General features: G+C 70.2%; 16 protein-coding genes and 1 pseudogene. 14 read left to right on the forward strand and 3 right to left on the reverse strand.

The features are described from left to right. Nucleotide 1 precedes the first annotated feature (1 nt). The 14 genes and pseudogenes from ACQF4J_RS47200 to ACQF4J_RS47265 all read left to right on the forward strand — a co-directional run. The gene (locus ACQF4J_RS47200) at nucleotides 2–2,731 is read left to right on the forward strand and encodes a hypothetical protein (protein WP_427168822.1); all 2,730 of its coding nucleotides are present in this window, start codon (nucleotides 2–4) and stop codon (nucleotides 2,729–2,731) included. A 41-nt stretch (nucleotides 2,732–2,772) separates the two neighbouring features. Further along, nucleotides 2,773–3,879 (forward strand): C40 family peptidase, encoded by a 1,107-nt coding sequence (locus ACQF4J_RS47205; protein ID WP_427168823.1) that lies wholly within the window; start codon nucleotides 2,773–2,775, stop codon nucleotides 3,877–3,879. After that, the gene (locus ACQF4J_RS47210) at nucleotides 3,876–4,520 is read left to right on the forward strand and encodes a hypothetical protein (RefSeq protein WP_427168824.1); all 645 of its coding nucleotides are present in this window, start codon (nucleotides 3,876–3,878) and stop codon (nucleotides 4,518–4,520) included. The genes ACQF4J_RS47205 and ACQF4J_RS47210 overlap by 4 nt, the downstream gene beginning before the upstream one ends. After that, on the forward strand, nucleotides 4,496–7,129 hold the full coding sequence (locus ACQF4J_RS47215) for an ATP/GTP-binding protein (protein WP_427168825.1): 2,634 nt from the start codon (nucleotides 4,496–4,498) through the stop codon (nucleotides 7,127–7,129). The genes ACQF4J_RS47210 and ACQF4J_RS47215 overlap by 25 nt, the downstream gene beginning before the upstream one ends. Before the next feature lie 618 nt (nucleotides 7,130–7,747). After that, on the forward strand, nucleotides 7,748–8,374 hold the full coding sequence (locus tag ACQF4J_RS47220) for a hypothetical protein (protein WP_427168826.1): 627 nt from the start codon (nucleotides 7,748–7,750) through the stop codon (nucleotides 8,372–8,374). Beyond that, a complete protein-coding gene (locus ACQF4J_RS47225) occupies nucleotides 8,332–9,216 on the forward strand; it encodes an ATP/GTP-binding protein (protein WP_427168828.1) in 885 nt (294 codons plus the stop codon). Before ACQF4J_RS47220 ends, ACQF4J_RS47225 begins: the two co-directional genes overlap by 43 nt. A gap of 109 nt (nucleotides 9,217–9,325) precedes the next feature. Further along, nucleotides 9,326–9,943 (forward strand): SAF domain-containing protein, encoded by a 618-nt coding sequence (locus ACQF4J_RS47230; RefSeq protein ID WP_427168829.1) that lies wholly within the window; start codon nucleotides 9,326–9,328, stop codon nucleotides 9,941–9,943. Beyond that, entirely contained in the window at nucleotides 9,943–10,773 is an 831-nt protein-coding gene (locus ACQF4J_RS47235) for a hypothetical protein (RefSeq protein ID WP_427168830.1), read from the forward strand. The genes ACQF4J_RS47230 and ACQF4J_RS47235 overlap by 1 nt, the downstream gene beginning before the upstream one ends. Continuing rightward, nucleotides 10,763–12,247 (forward strand): CpaF family protein, encoded by a 1,485-nt coding sequence (locus ACQF4J_RS47240; protein ID WP_427168831.1) that lies wholly within the window; start codon nucleotides 10,763–10,765, stop codon nucleotides 12,245–12,247. Before ACQF4J_RS47235 ends, ACQF4J_RS47240 begins: the two co-directional genes overlap by 11 nt. Further along, complete coding sequence (locus ACQF4J_RS47245) at nucleotides 12,244–13,197, forward strand: type II secretion system F family protein (protein ID WP_427168832.1); 954 nt, start codon at nucleotides 12,244–12,246, stop codon at nucleotides 13,195–13,197. The genes ACQF4J_RS47240 and ACQF4J_RS47245 overlap by 4 nt, the downstream gene beginning before the upstream one ends. Further along, nucleotides 13,194–14,078 (forward strand): type II secretion system F family protein, encoded by an 885-nt coding sequence (locus ACQF4J_RS47250; RefSeq protein ID WP_427168834.1) that lies wholly within the window; start codon nucleotides 13,194–13,196, stop codon nucleotides 14,076–14,078. The genes ACQF4J_RS47245 and ACQF4J_RS47250 overlap by 4 nt, the downstream gene beginning before the upstream one ends. A 184-nt stretch (nucleotides 14,079–14,262) precedes the next feature. Continuing rightward, on the forward strand, nucleotides 14,263–14,643 hold the full coding sequence (locus tag ACQF4J_RS47255) for a hypothetical protein (RefSeq protein WP_427168835.1): 381 nt from the start codon (nucleotides 14,263–14,265) through the stop codon (nucleotides 14,641–14,643). After that, a complete protein-coding gene (locus ACQF4J_RS47260; protein ID WP_427168836.1) occupies nucleotides 14,643–15,071 on the forward strand; it encodes a TadE/TadG family type IV pilus assembly protein in 429 nt (142 codons plus the stop codon). The genes ACQF4J_RS47255 and ACQF4J_RS47260 overlap by 1 nt, the downstream gene beginning before the upstream one ends. 5 nt (nucleotides 15,072–15,076) lie before the next feature. Continuing rightward, a pseudogene (locus ACQF4J_RS47265) lies at nucleotides 15,077–15,526 on the forward strand (TadE/TadG family type IV pilus assembly protein); the annotation flags it as partial. A gap of 158 nt (nucleotides 15,527–15,684) precedes the next feature. On the opposite strand, the gene ACQF4J_RS47270 reads toward ACQF4J_RS47265, so the two are convergent. From ACQF4J_RS47270 to ACQF4J_RS47280, 3 genes are all read right to left on the reverse strand, one after another. Continuing rightward, entirely contained in the window at nucleotides 15,685–16,017 is a 333-nt protein-coding gene (locus ACQF4J_RS47270; protein ID WP_427168837.1) for a hypothetical protein, read from the reverse strand. Nucleotides 16,018–16,059: 42 nt separating this feature from the next. Further along, a complete protein-coding gene (locus ACQF4J_RS47275; RefSeq protein WP_427168838.1) occupies nucleotides 16,060–16,596 on the reverse strand; it encodes a DUF4262 domain-containing protein in 537 nt (178 codons plus the stop codon). A gap of 270 nt (nucleotides 16,597–16,866) precedes the next feature. After that, a complete protein-coding gene (locus ACQF4J_RS47280) occupies nucleotides 16,867–17,658 on the reverse strand; it encodes a pentapeptide repeat-containing protein (RefSeq protein WP_427168839.1) in 792 nt (263 codons plus the stop codon). Between the last annotated feature and the right edge of the window lie 203 nt (nucleotides 17,659–17,861).

The raw sequence follows: 17,861 nt of genomic DNA on the forward strand, positions 1-17,861 counted from the left end.
CGTGTTGCGTCCCGATCGCGCGAGGCTGCGTTCGGCTGGCTTCGTCGTGCTGCTCACCGGCGTGTTCCTGCTGGTCAACACCCAGGTCGTTTACGCGGCCAGCAGCAGCGGGACCGGGGACCTGCTCGCGCCGCTGAACATCGACTCGTCTGAGGGTGTGCCGATCGACGGCTATGACCTGAACGCCTCCGGCGGCTCCATCGTCGACTTCAAGAGCCAGGCGCTGGCCTTCGCCCTGTCGGGGCTGTTCACCCTGATCCGGCTGCTGGTCGGGCTCGCTGGGTGGGCGATCGAGGTGGCCTTCCGCTTCCCGCTGCTCAAGGTCCTCGCCCGCCCCGCGCAGAGGGTCGCCGACGCCTACGACCACGTGGTCGTCGACGCCCTCGGGCTGAAGGGTCTGCTGCTGGCCTGGGCGTTTGTCTTCGCGGGGTTCATGATCGTGCGGGGGCGGGTCGGCCGCGGTCTGGGGGAAATCTTCCTGACCCTGCTCATCGGGGCGTTCGCCGCTTCGGCTCTCATCCGCCCCGACACGCTGCTCGGCCCGGACGGGCCGCTGGGGCAGTCCCAGCAGGTGGCCGCGGAGGTCGCGCAGCAGAGCGTCAACTCCTATGACTGGGGCGGCAAGGTCGCCAGCGACGACCCGTGCGCGGGTATGGCCGGCCATGCCGAGCTCACGTGCGAGGAACAGGAAGGGCAAGCGCCGGTCTCCGCCGCCAAGGTGGCCCGGCCCCTTCAGGACTCGATCACCAACGCGCTGGTCGTCAAGCCGTACATGCTGCTGGAGTACGGGCGGGTCCTGGACCCCGCGAAGGCATCCGATCGCAAGGCCTACGCCGTCCATCTGAAATGGGTCACCGGCGGCTACCAGGCGGGCGCTGCCAAGGACGACAAGGACGATCCGTGCCGTCTGGTCAAGGGGCCGGGCAAGAGGTGGTGCCAGGACGACCACAGGAGTACAGGCAGCGTGCTGCCCGGTCTGACGCCGGGCGGTGAGCTGCTGGACGCGGCACATCCCGTCCTCAGCGAAGAGGACCAGCAGTTCGCTGCGTTCCTCGCGGATATGAGGAAGGCCGGCCCGGTCGGCACGTCCTGCGCGACGTATGCGCAAAGGCCTACCTGGTGGCGGGTGGGCGGAGCCTTCCTGCTGGTGGTCGCCGCGCTGTTCATCTGCGGCATGCTGCTGTCGTCCGCGATCGTTCTGCTCGGCACCCAGGGCGTGTGCGCGGCCGCGGCGGCCGCCGGCGGTGTCACGTTCGTTGCGGGCATGCTGCCCGGGCCTGCGCGCCAGAGCGTGTGGAAGTGGCTGTCGCTGTGGGGCATCGCGATGATGGCCGTCGTCGGGATCTGCGCGTTCATCCCGTTCTTCGGGATCGCCGTCGACGCCACTATCACCCACGGACCCGACCTGATGGTGGAGCGGATCCTGCTTATCGACGTCCTCGCCATCGCCGGCGCGGCCGGGCACCGCAGACTGCTGACCTCCCTCGCCTCCTTCGGCCGGCGCATGGCGATGCGGATGCGCTACGCCAAGGTAGGCGGCACTCACCTGCCGGGCGACACCTCCGAGCTCGGCGCCGCGCTCGCCCTGAACTCCTCAGCGGCGATGGGCGGATGGGGCGGCGGGCTGCGCGTCTTCACCGGCGCCGGTGGCAGGTTCGGGATGCTCGGCACCCGGCAGCGGCTCATGGGTGCACTCACCTCGCTGGCCGACGGGGCGGGCCTGCCGGTGGACACCGGCGGGATCCTCGCCGATGCCACCGCCGAGGCCGGGCGTGGCCTGGCACCGCTTACTGCTGCCGCGGCCGTGGGCTCCTTGGGGGTGCGGCTCAGCACCAAGGGCGGCCACTGGCTGCTGATCGGACGCCGCCCGGACGAGGAGCGGTTGGCCACGTGGCGCAAGCCCACCGCCGACGGCGACCCTGGCGCAGGCGCCGGCGGGCCGTCAGGTGGTGGGGACGACGGTCCTGGGGGCGGTGCAGGTCCGTGGCGGCCCTCGGGCCCGCCCGACTGGTACCGCAACGAGCAGGGGCAGGTCGTCGACCGCACCACCGGGCAGGTGCTGCACGACCAGCGCAGCGATCGCACGCTGCTGTCGACTCGGGCCCACAACCGGCTGGTCCGTTTCCGCGGCTACCGCATCCTCAACCGGGGCGGGCGGGCCGCGTACGGGGCGACGGTCGGCCTGCCGGCAGGCGTGCGCCGCGCCCGGTCGGGAGGCTCGCGCTATGCCCAGGACGCCCGCCAGCAGGTGCGGGTATGGGGCAACACCGTCCGCGAGGACGGCCGGGCCTGGGCCGACGCGGGGCGTGACGTGGCCCGTGTACTGCGGGAGAACAGCGACAGCGGCGGAACCGGTCCCTTCACCAGCCGCCGCTTGCCGGCTGCAGCAACGCCGGCGCCGTCCTCGCGCCGGGCAACGCCCGCACATCCCGCACCGTCCGGCCCTTCCTCGGGTGGCCGTCCAGCCGCTGCCCCCGCTCGGCCCGCTCCGTCGGCGGGCAGTCCCGCAGCACCTTCATCTCCGGCACCGCTGCCCCGCCGGGACGGCCCCGCGCCGCGGCGGCCCGAGGCCGGCGGGCCCGTTCTGCCCGGAGGCCGCAGCGCCGGCAACCGGACGCGGGAGGAGGCGCGGGCCCGGATGCAGGAGCTGATGCGGCGCACCGCGCCCGAGGCCGAACGCCGGCGGCGGGAGCAGGCCCGGCGGCGAGATGAGGACGGTGACGGCGAATGAAGCAGCCGGGGCGCCGCGTCCGGCGGCGGTGGGGATGCATCGTGGCGCTGCTGATGTTCGCCGCCGTGTGCTGTACCGCACCGGTAGGGAACGCGATCAGCGCCTACGTCACGCTGCAGAACGCGCAGGACGACGATGGGATCGCCGAGGGCGGCAGCGCCGCCGACATCCCGCAGCGCATGCTGGCCGCCTACAAAAGGGCCGTACAGCAGGTCGGTCAGTACGCGCCGACGTGCCAGGGCATGCGCTGGCCGCTCCTTGCCGGGATCGCCAAGGTCGAGTCCAACCATGCCATCGGACGGACCATCACCGCAGGCGGCGATATCCGCCCGAAGATCTACGGGGTGCTCCTCAACGGCTCCGGCGCCGGCGGCAACACCACCGCCGTCCCCGACACCGACGGCGGCCAGTGGGACGACACCTCTCAGGGAGAGCGTGCGGTCGGTCCGTTCCAGTTCCTGCCCTCGACGTGGGCGTCGATCGGCGAAGACGGCAACGGCGACAAGGTCGCCGACCCGCACAACGCCGACGACGCAGCGCTCGGCGCCGCGATCTACCTGTGCGCAGGCGGCCGCGACCTTGCGAAGCAGTCGCAGCTGAAGGCCGCGATCTGGCAGTACAACCACTCTGGCGAGTACGTCGCCAACGTGCTGGGCTGGATCGACCAGTACACCGCGGCCGCGAAGTCCCCGGACTTGAAGAACGTCACAGGCAGGGCTCGCACCGTCATCGAGGCCGCTCTCTCCCAGCGGGGTGTGCCCTACTCGTGGGGCGGCGGCAACGCCCAGGGTCCCTCGTACGGCATCTGCTGCTCCCCAGGCGGTAAAAGCGGCACGCCCATCAGGGGTTTTGACTGCTCCGGGCTGACCACCTACGCCTACGCCAAGGCTGGCATCCGACTGCCACGCACCGCGGCCGCCCAGGCCAGCGCCGGCCAGCGCATCCCCGCCAGCCTCAGCACCAGCGCACTGAAGCCCGGTGACCTCGTCTTCTACGCCACCGCTCCCGGACGCGATGTGACGATCTACCACGTCGGGATCTACGTGGGCAGCGGGCAGATGGTCAACGCCGCCCGCCCGGGCACCGTCGTGCGCCTGGACGCCGTCAACGCGATGTCCGGCTATGCGGGGGGAGCACGCCTGCTGTGACCACTACACCGCGTCCCTCACGCCTGCTGCTGCTCACCACCGGCCTGCTCGCTGTCGCGGGCATCACTCTGCTGGCAATGCCGCACGCCCAGGAGCCGACAGCCTCAGCGAAGGCGGCGATCGCGCCGACGGCCACGGATTCGTCATCGGCGGCTGCTCCGCCTCCCGCCAGCGACCCGACCCTCGGCACGGCTTCCTCTGCGCCGCCCGCTGCCTCGACACCCTCGGCCCTCGAGTCCGCTCTGCCGCCACACGGCGAAGGCGTGGCCGGTGACAAGGCCATCCAGCGGAACCTGGAGGCAGCCTGGCCTGCCGACCTTCCTCCTGTCGACGAGCGGGAGCTGCTCACGGCCGGTCGTGCGCTGCTACGCGCGGACGCCACCGGGGTAGGCCGCGCGAAGTGGTCAGAGGTCTTCGGCGACTCAGGCCATGCAGTTTCGCCGGCGTTCGCCACCGCTCGCTTTCGCATCCAGGCCGCGATCGCCCGCCGCGACACAAGCCCGAACAGGGCGGTGGTCCATCTGGTGTGGGCTGGCATGGACCGTGGCGGCACCTTCACCGACCTGCGCATCACCGACTGGTTCTTCACTCGCGCGAGCAAGAAGGGAGCAGCGACGTGGATCCCGCAGCCCCGTACCTGACGGCCGAGGCCGGTGGCGCGGCCGCCGGTCAAGGCTTCGCTCTGGTCACCGGCCTGGTCGACGCCGCCGAATGGCTTTACGGCCACTGGTACATGCTCGCGCTGGCCGTCGCCGTGTGCTGGAGCGGGGGCGAGTGGGTGGTACGCCGCCTCGCAGCGAAGGCGTCCGCGGAGCGGATGGCCCTGGAGCTGGTGTCCAGCCGGCATTTCGACCCGAGCCTTGAGGAGATCTTCCGCCGCGGCGTCCAGCTCGCCCGCGCGTCCACGGCCATGCCCTGGTGGGCGCCCCGCCGGGCCAAGGCTGTGCAGATCCGACTGCGTGCGGACGGCTCCAGCCCGCTGCGCTACCGCATCGAGGGCCCGGCTGGCGGCCAACGGCTGTTGTCCATCACCCCGTTCGGGCCGGACGTCACCGTCCACCGAGCAAGGCAGATCGCCGATAAGCCGCGCACGCACACCGTGCGGGCGGAGTTCATCCTGCGCGGCAAGCCCACCGCACCCTTGCGGGAGGTGCCTCTTGCCCCGGACCCGCTTCAGCCGCTCGTCGACGCTGTGTCCGACCTGCGCGCCGAGCTCGGCGACCTCGCCGAGATCCGGCTCGACATCCAGCGCGCCCCCAAGTGGGCGCTGCGGGCGCGCCGGATGCAGCTGATGGGTGCCGCCCGGCGCGCGGAGCGCCGCGAGGCGCAGCGGGCCGCGCGGTGGCTTCGGCAGGATGCCAGTGGCATCGAGGATTCCCTCACCTGGCAGCTGCAGCAGCTGCTCAGCGGCAAGCTGGCCGCGGGAGGCGGACGGCGGCTGGTCATGCCGCCGGTGCCGCGCCGGGTGGAGCCGGCCGAGGCGCTGGGCAAGCTCGCCGACGACGACCACCTCGTCAGGGTGCAGTTGCTGGTGATGTGCGCCTCGAACACCGAGGGCCGCGCCCACGCCCGGCTCGCCCAGCTCCAGGCCGCCTTCGACGTGTTCGGCGGCCGGTCGCGGTGGGCGATGCGCGGCCTTCGGCTGGGGCCGTGGCGGATCGGCGCCGACCAGTGGCCCACCAAGCGCGGGTTCGAGCGCCGCTGGAGTCTGGGGCATTGCCAGCCGCCCCGCGCGAACTGGGTGCGGCTGGAAGAGCTGACGGGTCTACTCAAGCCGCCCACCCTGCACTGCCGTCTGCCGGTGCTCGCCGGGGAGCTGCCGACGTTCGCCTTCGGTGATCCGCAGCTTTTGCTGCAGGGCATCTACCGAGGCCCGGACGGCCGCGAGCGCCTGGTCGCCACCTACGCCGAACAGACCCTGTTCGAGGTCGGGGTGGGCAAGGCCGGCGGCGGCAAGACCGAACGGGCCCTGGCGCAGGCGATCGGCTGGGCGCACACCGGCGGCGGGCTGCTGTTCGTCGACCCGCACCGTGACTCCTGGCCCCGCGCCCTGCCGTTCCTCGCGCACGAGGACCTCATGCGACGCATCGCGCTCGTCGACCTCAACGGCCTGGGCGCCAACCCGCGGCTCAGTTCATGGAATCCGCTCGGTATGCACCACGGGCAGACGGCGCACGAGGTCGTGGAATCCATCACCGACGCCTACGCCTCCGCACTTGCCTGGGACGATGCCACCGCACCGCGGGCCATCACCATCCTCACCGCCGCACTCGCCGTCCTCGTCGCCGTCAACGAGGTCGCCTGCCAGGCAGGCCGCCCCAGGGACCAGGCCACGATCTTCCACGTGCGGGCCCTGCTCACCGATGCCGCATTCCGCACGGCGGCACTCGCCGCGGTCACCGACCGCCTTAACGAGGAGACCCAATCCTGGTGGCAGACGGTCTTCCAGACCCTGCCGCAGGACGCATTCGCCGTCGTCCTCAACCCGATCGCACGGCTGGCCGCCAATCCCGTCACCCGGGCCTTCCTCGGCCAGCCGGCAGGCGTCTACAACATCCGTACCGCCATGGACTCGCGGATGGTCGTGTGGGTGTGTCCGGGCGGCAACGGGCCCACCGACCGGCTGATCACCGCGCTGCTGGCCCGCGATCTGCTGCGCGCCGTGCGCTCCCGGCGTGACACCCCCGAGGCCGGGCGGGTGCCGTTCCGCCCCTACTTCGACGAGCTGATCACCCTGACCGGCGCAGCGCCGGAGACCATCGCCGCCATATTCGAAGACTTCCGCAAGTACAGAGTCCACGTCCACGGCATGACCCAACTCCTGTCCCGCCTACCCACCGCCGTGCGCCTGTCGCTGGTGCAGAACGCCTCCACGCTGGCCACCACCGCCGGATCGACATCCGCGATCGCCCCGATCACCGCCGAATGGGGCGACTCCCCCAGCCCCGACCGCGTGGCCACCATGGAGCGCTTCACCCACTACGTCTCCATGAACGTCCACGGACACCGCGTCGGCCCCGTACAACTACGAGGCCCGCATCTGGATACCGTCTTCGCCGCCCAGGCACGTCCCCGCCACGTCCCCGCGTTGCAGCGAGCCGCCCTCGCCAACGCCCACGCACTCCCCCTCGACCAGCTCCTCGACAGTGCAACCCGGCAGCTCGACCGTGTCGTCGCCTTCCTCGCTGAGCACTCCCCCGCCAGCGCCAAGCCCGTACTCCTGACGAAGAAGATGGAGGAGTACGAGTGAGCCTCACGCAGCCACACGCTCTCAGCTCCCGCCTTCTGAGTAAGCCGGAATGTCGCAGCCTTGCAACTGCACCCCAAACCCTCTTGAGTTTGCTAACGCGAAGCAATAGTTTACTGTCGCACACCGAGCCGCCGATCAACCCACCGGACACCGACACCACTCGAGGGTTCAGATGCCCCTCCCACTGCGAGCAGTTCGCGACCGCAGACACTCCGCCACGGCCCCTTACTCCCGGGCGCAAGCCGCCTCACGCCGTACACAGACAGGGGAAAGCGAGCCGGACGGGTTGATCGACACGCGAGACCAAACGGCAACGCAGACATCCTGTCAACTCCGGGCGGCGGCCTTCGTGGACGGAAGCAGGACACCCGCCCTGCTTCACCAATCGAAACGCGACAACCAGCACCCCGCATAGCGACATCCAGCTACAGGAGTGACCGGATACGCCCCGAGTTGTACGAGTGAACTCGAATATGACACTGGGAAGTTGACTGGCATATGCGTAACCTCGCGATCACGCAAACGCACCACCGCAGCTGGCAAGCCGCGGTTCCGGGCTGCAGCACGTCACAGTGCCCGGGCGGCGGTCCTTCTCACCACGCCGCACGGGGAGACAACGTGACAGCCACACAACACCTCTCAACTGCGCTCCGCCGCACCGCCGTTCGCACCCGAACGCACGCACCGACCCTGATCCTCGCCGGCAGCCTGCTCGGGCTGACCGGATGCAGCGACAACGGTGGAAACTCCGACGCCTCCTCCACGGGTTCCTCGGTGAGAAGCAGTGAGCCTGCACCGGTCACAACGGCGTCCGCGAGTGCGGATCCACAGGCAGCTGAGAAGGCAGCCGTCCTGGACGCCTACACCCGCTTCTGGAATGAGCAAACCAAGGCCTACGCCAAGGGTGACACCACGGGAACTGACTTCAGTCGGTACGCCGCTGCGGAAGCTCTGTCGAGTACAGAGTCTGACCTCAAGTCCCTGCGCTCCAAGGGCATCGTGACAACTGGCGCACCGACCCACAAATCCGCGGTCGACAGCCTTGAGGCGGCCAAGAAGGTTCCCAGCGCGAAGCTGACGGACTGCCTGGACAGCAGCCACTGGAAGTTCATCTATCGCAGTTCCGGCAAGCCCGTGGAGATGCCGAAAAAGCGGCTCATCCGCTACTGGACGAAGATCGATGCGGAGAAGTGGGGGAAGCAGTGGAAGATCGTCGACATCACGCCACAGCAAAACGCCTGCTGATCCACGCGGGCCTCGCGCTCACCGCAGCCATGGCGCTGTCGTTAGCTCTACCCTCGCACTCCTTAGCCGGCCCACCGAGCGGCGGCAATTGCAGCGGGGCGGGCAAGTGGGTGGTGTGCGAGGCGGACGACGACGCGACCACCCCGGGCTCCGACAGCAAGCCCAGCGGCTCGGGGAGCGGCCAGACAAGCAGCAAGCCAACATGCAGCGTCCGGAAACTAGCCCCACAGCCGCCCGAAGGCAGCATGTATTGGAAAGGCAAGTCTCCCAAGGACGGCGCAGTATACGAACGCCAATGCAAGAACGGCCCAGATGGCGCCCCGGTGTTCACGTACTTCGTAGCCGATGGTGCCGCAAATGTGCCTGCCGTTGATCCGGTCGCGGTAGCTCAGCAGGCCGTCGGCAAGATGCTGTTGGCAGGCCCCGACATCGCCAGCCCGCGCGCGGCCGGCAAGTACACGGTGGGCATCCCGATGTGGATGTGGGTCCATCAGAGCGCCACAACCTACGGCCCGAACACAGCGACGGCCACGGCGGGCGGGGTCACCGTCACTGCGACCGCGAAGGTCTCGAAGATCGTGTGGTCGATGGGCGACGGGGCCTCCGTCACCTGCGGCGGCCCCGGTACCCCCTACACACCGTCCGAGGGCATGACGCAGTCACCGACCTGCGGCCACGTATATGCCAGGACCTCAGGCAGCGCCCGAAACGGCAAGTTCCCCGTGACCGCGACCTCAACGTGGGCGATCAACTGGCAGGGCGGCGGACAGGCCGGCCAGCTCACCGAGGTCCGGCAGACCAATGTGCAGGTGGCGGTCGGCGAGGTCCAGGTCGTCAGGTAACGCCGCCGGAAGGACGGAAACGGTGAGCAAGATCAAGGAACGTGCAGGTACAGCCCCGACCTCACTCCCTCACCGCGGGGGCGGGGCAGGACCGGTGGCGCCGCCCCGGGTGTCGGCTCGTCGGCGACGCCCGGGTGTCATTGCCCTGTCGTTGGCGCTGATCGCTGCCGGGGGCGCGGGAGTTGCCGTTCTGCTGTTGCAGGTCGGCCACCGCACGGACGTGGTGACGGTGGTCCGTGACGTGCAGGTCGGCCAGGTCCTCACCGAGGACGACCTGGGCAAGGCGTCCGTCGCCCTGGACCCGGCCGTCAAGGCGGTACGCGCCGACAATCTGAGGTCGGTGGTGGGCAAGCGGGCCGCGGTCGAGCTCAAGCCCGGTTCCCTGCTTGCTCCCTCTCAGGTGACGAAGGACAACCTGGTGAAGGCAGGCGAGCAGCTGGTGCCCATCGGCCTGGAGCCCAAGCAGATTCCCGCGACCGCGCTGGTGCCGGGCCAGAAAGTTGAGTTGGTGCACGTGCCGGCTCAGGGGACGACGGGCACGGACAAGACGTCCGACGCCGCGCCCCAGACCATCGAGGGCCGGGTGGTGAAGGCGTCCGGGGCCGCTCCGGGCACGGGCGTCGTGGTCGTCGACGTGGCGACTTCTTCGAGCGATGGCCCCACTGCCGCGGCCTGGGAGGCGGGCGGAACCCTGCGGCTGGTCCTGGCTGCCCCGGACGGCAACTGATGGCGGTCATCGCCCTCGCCGGCTGCAGTGGCGCGCCCGGCGTCACCACGAGCGCCCTGGCTCTGTTGCTGTCGTGGCCGCTGACGCCGGGCCGCCGGATGATCCTGGCCGAGTGTGACCCGGATGGTGGTGCCGTCCTGCACGGGCTGCTGCAGGGCACGCTGGGTGACCGGTACGGGCTGCGCAACCTTTCCGTCGCTGTGCGCAAGGGCGAGTTCAGTGATGCTTTCTGGCGTCAGCTGATCGACGTCAGCGGTGACGACGGCACGAGTCGGGAGTCTTTGCGTAACCGGCTGCTGCTGCCCGGCCTCACCGATGCTTCGCAGTCGGCCAGCCTGACGCAGGTGTGGAAGGTCCTGGCGCGGATGTTCCGCGGTATCGAGGCCGAGAGCGGCCATGACGTGATCATCGATCTCGGGCGCCGCGGCGCGTATGGGCCCTCGGGGGTCCTGGCCGAACAGGCCGACGCCGTGTTCGTGGTGGTCCGCAACACCCTGCGCTGCCTGCAGGCGGCCGAGGGACGGGTGAGGTCGCTGGAGGAACGCGTCGGTGACGTCAGCGTGCTGATGATCGACGAGGGCCCGTATCCCGCGGGCGAGGTGCAGCGCGTGCTGCAGGTGCCGGTGATCGCCACGCTGCCGTACGTACCGAAGGACGCCCGGGTGCTGTCCGACGGCGCCGAACAGCCGCGGCACTTCACCCGCTCCGCGCTGATGAAAGCCGCACGCACGGGCAGCACGCTGCTTCTGCAACTGGCGGCCATGCGCCGCTCCCGGCTCGACCCACGCGGCGCCCGCACAGCGGGCAGGGAGGTGCCCCATGCACGCTAGGCCCCTGCACCCCGACCCCACCGTGACACCGCCGCCCCACCCACGGACACCTGTCCACGGAGCGGCCGCGCGGGCCGGTGCCGCCGTGGACCCTCGGGTGCTGGGTGCGGCCGCGCCGCAGGCCACCGTCGACTACCGGGTAGCCCGTGACATTGCCTCCCAGGTGGCCCGACAGCGCGAGGAACTGCTCAAAACCAGGCCCGGCATGGACAGGGCCAGCGAGGAGCAGCGCTGCCTGCAGTGGATCGCCGAGGCGGTCGCGGTGTGGTCGGACGCCCGCGCGATGGCCCCGCAGGAGGATCAGGCGCTGCGGCGCGCGGTGTATGACCTGCTGTTTCGGGCCGGCCGCTTGCAGCCGTACCTGGACGACGAGCGGGTCGAGGACATCATCATCCAGGGCCCGGGTGAGGTGTGGCTCGATTACGGCGACGGCGAACGCCGCCGGGTCGGCCCGATCGCGGATTCCGAGGAGGAACTGCTGGAGCTGCTGCGGGAGTTGGCGCGTGGCTCCGGGCACAGCGAGCGGACCATCTCCACCGCGAACCCCACCCTGGCGCTGTCCCTGCCGGATGGGTCGCGGCTTCAGGCCATCACCGGGCTGGGGCCGATGACGTATGCGGTCATTCGCCGCCACCGCGTCTCCCAGGCGGATCTCGACGACCTGGTCCGGCTGGGCGCCATCGATCCCATCCTGCGCGCCTTCCTCGGCGCCTGTGTGCGGGCCGGGAAGAACATCATGATCGCGGGCAAGCAGAAGGCTGGGAAGACCACGCTGCTGCGGGCGATGCTCAAGGAGTTCGACCCCGAGTGCCGGTTTGCGACCATTCAGACCGAGGACGAGCTGTTCGCCCATACCAGCGGCTACCACCAGCAGGTCGTCTCCCTCATCGGGCGGGAGTCCAACGGGGAGAAAGACGTCACCGGGCGCGGCGCCGGTGAGGTCACGCTGCTGGATCTGATGCATCCGGCACTGCGGATGTCGCTGGAGCGGATCGTGGTCGGCGAGGTCCGCGGCCCGGAAGTCGTCGCCATGATGCAGGCGTTGACGAACGGCTCCGGCGGCAACCTGTGCACCATCCACGCCCGACGGCCCGACATCGTCTTCGACCGGATCGCCGAACTGTACGCACTGGCCCAGGAGAACTTGTCCGAGCAGCTGGCCTACCGGCAGACCGCCAACGGCCTGGATTTCATCGTGTACGTCGACATGACGGACGAGACGCGGATCGGCGGCCGCCGCCACCGCTACGTCTCCCACGTCCTGGAGCTGACCGGGATCGGTGAGAACGGCCGGCCCGCCACCAACGAGATTTTCGCCCCTCGATCTGAGTGGGGAGAGCTGCGGGCGGTGCCGCGGATGGATCCGGGCTGCATCGACGACCTGCGCCGCGTTGGCTTCGACTCGGCCCTGCTGCAGCAGCCCTATGGGGCCTGGCCGGCGCCGCTGCCGCTGAAGGTGGGGGTGAGCCGATGACGTTGCTGTTCGGGCTGCTGTCCGGCATGGCCGTCGTCGGGGGGCTGATCGGAGTCGTGGCCGGTGCCGTGGGCATCACGGCACCGCGGCGGGCCCCGCTGCGTCAGCGCTGGCAGGCGTCCCTGCGCGGTGGGAAGAACCAGAGCGAGGATGCCCGGATGCGGCGGCGGACCCTCATGGTCGCGGCCATCGTGGTCTTCATCGCCGTGTGGCTGGTCTCGGGGAACTTCGTCGGTGGTGCTCTGCTGGGGGCGGCCGTCATCGGCGTGCCCTGGCTGATCACCCCGGTGCAGATGGCGGCCGAGCGCATCGGCCAACTGGAGGGCTTGAGCGAGTGGACGCAGCGGCTGGCCGGCTTGCTCCGCCTCGGCATGGGCCTGGAACAGGCGATGATCACCAGCCGTCAGGGGGCACCGGACGCACTCGCGCCGCAGATCATCAACCTCTCGGACCGGCTCCGTTTGGGCTGGCGGCCGGAAGGAGCGCTGCGCGCGTTCGCCGATGAAATCAACGATGTCACCGCGGACAAGGTGACCGCGGCGCTCATCCTGTCGGCGGGCGACCGCGGCCCGGGCCTGGCTCAAGCCTTGGAGGACCTGTCGGCCACCGTCCGCGAGGAGGTCGCCAAGAAGCGGGCCATTGAAGCCGACCGGGCCAAGCCCCGCACCACCGTGCGGTGGATGACCCTCATCACCGTCGGCGTCGTGGTGGCCGGGTTCTTCGTGCCCAGCTACACCAAGCCGTACACGACGCTGCTGGGACAGCTCGTCCTTGCGTTCCTGACGGCCGGATTCGTCGGCGTGCTCGCCCTGATGCGGCAGTTGGGCTCCTTCCGCCGCATCCCCCGCTTCCTCATCCCCGACCTGACCAGCACCGTCCGGCTGCCCGCCGCCACGCCGGAGCCGGAGCAGCCGATCACCCCCCGCGAGCCGGAAGGAGCCGCACCGTGAACCTGATCCCCGTCGTGGTGACCGGCGGCACCGTCGGTGCCGGCGTCGCCCTGCTGATCCGGGAACTGCTGCAGCCGCAGCCCGCGTTGGGGCCGGCCCTCAAGCGCAGTGCCCCGGCCACTTGGACGATGCCCGAACCGCAGCTGGACCGCGAGGAGGTGTGGGGCCGGTGGCTGCTGGCCCGCCTCGAGCGCCTGCCGGGCGTGAAGATCCCCACCACGAACCTGGCCCTGCTCGGGCAGGGGCCGGGCCAGTTCATGCTCAAGAAGACCGCGCTCGCCGCGCTGGGCCTGCTCTGCCCGGTCATCGCCACCATTCCGTGGATCATCGCCGGGGTGGGCCTGCCGTTCTACCTGCCCGCCGGCGTCGGACTCCTCGCCGCCGCGCTGCTGTTCCTCACCCCGGACCTCGCCGTGCGGGACCAGGCCAAGCGGGCGCGGGAGGAGTTCGCGCACGCCCTGTCCGCCTACCTCGACCTGGTCGCGCTCAAGCGGGTCGCCGACGCCGGCCCCGCCGAAGCCCTCGAAAAAGCCGCCGCCGTCGGCGACGGCTGGCCCTTCCTGTATCTGCAGGGCGCGCTGCGCCGCGCCCGGCTGGAGAAAATCCCGCCCTACCAAGCACTCACCCAACTCGCCGACGAGTACGACCTGCCCGTCCTCACCGACATCGCCGACATCATGCGCGGCTCCGCCACCGACGGCGCCGCCGTCTACAAGGCGCTGCGGGCCCGAACCGCGGCGCTGAACACCGAACTCCTGGCGGATCAGGCCGCCGAGGCGAACACGGCCAGCGAGAAGATGACCGCGCCCGGAGCTCTCCTGGCCGTTTTGGTGATGTTGCTGATGGCCTTCCCCGCGGTGATCCGCATGCTCACCGTCTGACCACCCCCAGGCCGCGCCGCCCCCTTGCCACCCCGACCGCGTCCCACGCTTGCGAAAGGCACCGCTCATGAAGCACACCGCAACCCGCACCCGCCGAGCTGTATTCCGCGCGACCACAGACCCGCACTGCGGGCCCACGCCGTCCCCCGTAGCGGGACGCAGCCACCGGGACAGCCGAAACGGCATGCGCGTAACCCGGTTAGTGCGGCGGCTGGCCGGCCGCATCCACCAAGACCCCGCCCCGGCCGAGCACCGTTCCGCGGCAGCTGCGGCCACACCGGCGCCCGCAGTCATGGCCGCGCACGACGCCCCTGCAGAACTCGCCCCGCTTCCCGGCAAGGACGGACGCAGAACCGGTAGGGGCGGACCCGCCGGACGCGCGGCCACCCGGGTGACCGTCCGCCTGCGCGCGGGCTTTGATGAGGCCCTCGCACGGCCGGACCGCGGCGACATCAGCATCACCACCGTCATCATCTGGGTCGCCGCCGTCACCGGAGCCGTTCTGGTCGCCGGGACCATCGCCCTCGTGATCGCCAAGTACAACGGTCAGCTGGGCAACCTGTGATGCAGCCTCCCCCACGGCTGACAGCCTGGTGGCAGAGGCGACAATGGCGCGACGACCGCGGTGACACATCCATCCAGATGGCGATCATCTTCCCCTTCGTGCTGCTCGCCACCCTCGCCGTCATCCAAGCCTCAATGTGGTACTACGCCCGGCAGATCGCCCTGACCGCCGCCCGCGAAGGCGCCAGTGCCGCGCGCGCCTACCACGCACACCCGGCCGACGGTGCGGCCCAGGCACGTGCTGTGCTGGGCCGCACCGCGGGTGACAGCCTGCGCGGCTACCACGTCACCGCCAGCAGTAACGGGCAACGCGTGCGGCTGGCCGTCACCGGCTACGCAATCTCCCTCATCCCCGGCATCCCCGGCCTGCACATCAGCCAGAGCGCCACCGGAACAGTCGAACGCTTCACCGATTCCTCCGGAGAGTGATCTCAATGCGCTCCACATCCCGCTGGGTCCGCAGCCGGCACTGCCGCGGCGATGAGGGCAGCGCCGCGATCGAGGCGGCCATCATCCTCCCGGCATTGATCATGTTCCTGTGCCTGGGACTCGCCGGCGGCCGGATCGTCACCTCCGGCGCGAAAATCGACGCAGCGGCGCAGGGCGCGGCCCGGGAAGCCTCCATCCACCGCACCGCAGCCGCCGCCCAGAGCGCCGCACAGTCGGCGGCCGCCCAGTCGCTGGACGACCAGGGCATCACCTGCGCCTCGACGTCCGTGACCATCAACACCGGCGGCCTGAGTGTGCCGGTCGGACAGGTCGGCACCGTCACCGCCACCGTGACCTGCACCGTCAACCTGGCCGATCTCCTCCTGCCCGGCCTGCCGGGAGCCAAGACCCTCACGGCCACGGCAACATCTATCGTCGACGCCTACCGGGAAAGAGCTCTCGGATTCCCCCATGTTCACACCGCCTACCAGCAGCTCTCAGCCGCCGAACCCCGCACCCCTTGGGGTCAGGCGGACGCTCCGAGCGCTGGCGTGCCGTGGGGCGCGAGCCGCACGACGGGGGCAGGACGGTGAGCGGTCGAAGGGTGTCGGGTTCACGCTTCGTCCGCTGTGCTGGTACGCGCTCGCGCCCGACAAACCGCCCGCGCCGCGGCCCATACGTTCTCGAACTCCGCGGGGGAAAGGTCTTGCGCATCGTGCGGGTCCCACTCGTGGACAGCAACCTCCGCCGTGCCGCCGAACGCCGCCTCGTAGTCTCGAAGGGTCCCGGCCTGCTGGGCGGCTTCCCATTCGGCCAACGAGGCTGCGGCAATGGGCTTCTCGAGCGGTCCCTGGAGCTCGACCTGGCGGGTAACCCAGCCGCCGGCGTCGACCTCGAAGAACCAGGTGTCTTCCTCGGCCCAGTAGCTGCGACACCAGCGCGTCATAGCCTCATTGTCCGCGACACTGCGGCCCTTGCCCTTGCCTGTTCACAGATCCTGCGTCCACACCCCGACGGGGTGGTCAACAGGATGCAGCGAGAGCCGGGGCTGGCTAGCCAGCAGGCCTTCACCGCCGGGCTGCCAGGGGAAGGCCCCTTCCTGGTTAGGCCAGAGAACCTGCAGGAACGGGAACGGCGGCCTGCGGTAGTAGCCGATCGCCGTACCGAAAAACGCCCTGTACCAGCGATAGTCGACCGCCTCAAGAACGAGCGGGACACTGGCGACGTCGTGCAGCTCCTGGCCAGCTTCAAGACCGGGTCCGGCGACAGCCTGGCGGACGAGGTCGTTCAAAAGCGTGTGCATCAGGTCGATGTCCAGGCCGAACATCGCCAGCTCAGGTATGCGGTGGCTGTGCCACAGGCCGACGGTGTAGGCCCAGCCCGGTCCCTGGTCATCGGCGGGGATCATGATGACCTGCCAGCCATGCTCACCGATGGTGGCGACACTCAAGCGGGTACGTGCGTCCGGATCGCCGACGTCCTGGCAGACGACGCAGTGGCAGACGGCGGTGTCAGCGCTGGGCATGGCCGCGACACTACCCCGGCACGCACCCACAGCCGACGCCGAGGTCCCGCGTTCCGCCGTATCCGGCGCCACGGCCCGGCACGCACCGCTGCCCAAACACCCGGCACCGGACCAGGCGGCCACCGGAGTGCAGACGGTCGCGCCGCGCTGAACGGTGTTTTGAGGGCCGATATGCGCCCCCGGCACTTCGCCCGCGGCGCTGGACGGCGTCCCGTATCAGCCCGCCGGGACTGGGCGGGTGCGCACGCATGTCCGGCGCGGAGAGCCGGTCTAGGCGGGGCGGTGGGTGTCGGGCCAGGTCGTCGTGGCGTCGCTGGTCACATCAGTGAGGTCGGCGCCGTCCAGGTCGGCATCCACCAGGTTGGCTCCCCGCAGATCGGCACCACGCAAGACAGCCTGGCGTATGTCGGCGTGCTCCAGATGCGCGTCGCGCAGGTCAGCGTGAGCCAGCTGGGCGCCTCGCAGGTAGGCGTAGCGGAGATCAACGTTCGCCAACTGGCCGCTGTGCAGGTTGCTGTGGGGCAGATAGGCCCGGCACAGATTCGAATGCCGAAGATTCGCGCCTGCCAACTGCGCCTTGGACAGGTGTGCGCGACGCAAGTCCACGCGCGAAAGGTACAGGGTGTGTTCCTCCGGGTGCCCAGGACGGCGGCCCAGCACATACAGGGCGGTTTGCACGTCGGCAGCCCGGGAGGTCAGCCAGGGGGTCTGGTGCTCCTCGACGGGGGTGGGATGCTGCGGCCCGCCGGGGGCGCCGACCGGCCACGGCGCATGCTCACGCACGAACGCACACAGGATATCGGTGACCGTGGGCCGGTCGGCGGGAGAGTTCTTCGCGACCCGCTCCAGTGCATAGATGCCGCCGAGCCGGACATCGAGCGTCGGATGGCCCAGGTGATCAATGGCCCGGGTGAAACGCTCGGTGATCTGCCCCTCCCGGGCAAGGCGGAATTGCTGCCAGCCCACGGCAGCACCCGCAACGACGACCACCGCGCCCATCGCCTGCAGCAGCTGACCGCGGAAGTCGTTTTGCACCCGGGACTGGTCCTGCTGCAGTTCCACACGCTGCCTTTCACCGGTCACACGATGCAACTCACTCGCGGCGAGGGGCGGGTACACCATGCGCGGCAGCCAGACAAGCGCAACCAAGGCGATCAGTACTACACCGCCGCCCACAGCGCCCCACAGGCCTCGACGAGCAGACATGTCTCCCCCGTTTCCCAGGCCGGCACGGCTCGACGCCTAACCCTGCCCATCGCCCACCA

The organism is Streptomyces sp. C1-1 (assembly GCF_050214755.1).
Classification (GTDB): Bacteria; Actinomycetota; Actinomycetes; order Streptomycetales; family Streptomycetaceae; genus Streptomyces.

Bases quoted from the DNA above. Each gene is read 5' to 3' on its own strand.
- ACQF4J_RS47235 (WP_427168830.1), top strand. From the start codon at position 9,943: ATGGCGGTCATCGCCCTCGCCGGCTGCAGTGGCGCGCCCGGCGTCACC.
- ACQF4J_RS47240 (WP_427168831.1), top strand. From the start codon at position 10,763: ATGCACGCTAGGCCCCTGCACCCCGACCCCACCGTGACACCGCCGCCC.
- ACQF4J_RS47245 (WP_427168832.1), top strand. From the start codon at position 12,244: ATGACGTTGCTGTTCGGGCTGCTGTCCGGCATGGCCGTCGTCGGGGGG.
- ACQF4J_RS47255 (WP_427168835.1), top strand. From the start codon at position 14,263: ATGCGCGTAACCCGGTTAGTGCGGCGGCTGGCCGGCCGCATCCACCAA.
- ACQF4J_RS47260 (WP_427168836.1), top strand. From the start codon at position 14,643: ATGCAGCCTCCCCCACGGCTGACAGCCTGGTGGCAGAGGCGACAATGG.
- ACQF4J_RS47270 (WP_427168837.1), bottom strand. From the start codon at position 16,017: ATGACGCGCTGGTGTCGCAGCTACTGGGCCGAGGAAGACACCTGGTTC.
- ACQF4J_RS47275 (WP_427168838.1), bottom strand. From the start codon at position 16,596: ATGCCCAGCGCTGACACCGCCGTCTGCCACTGCGTCGTCTGCCAGGAC.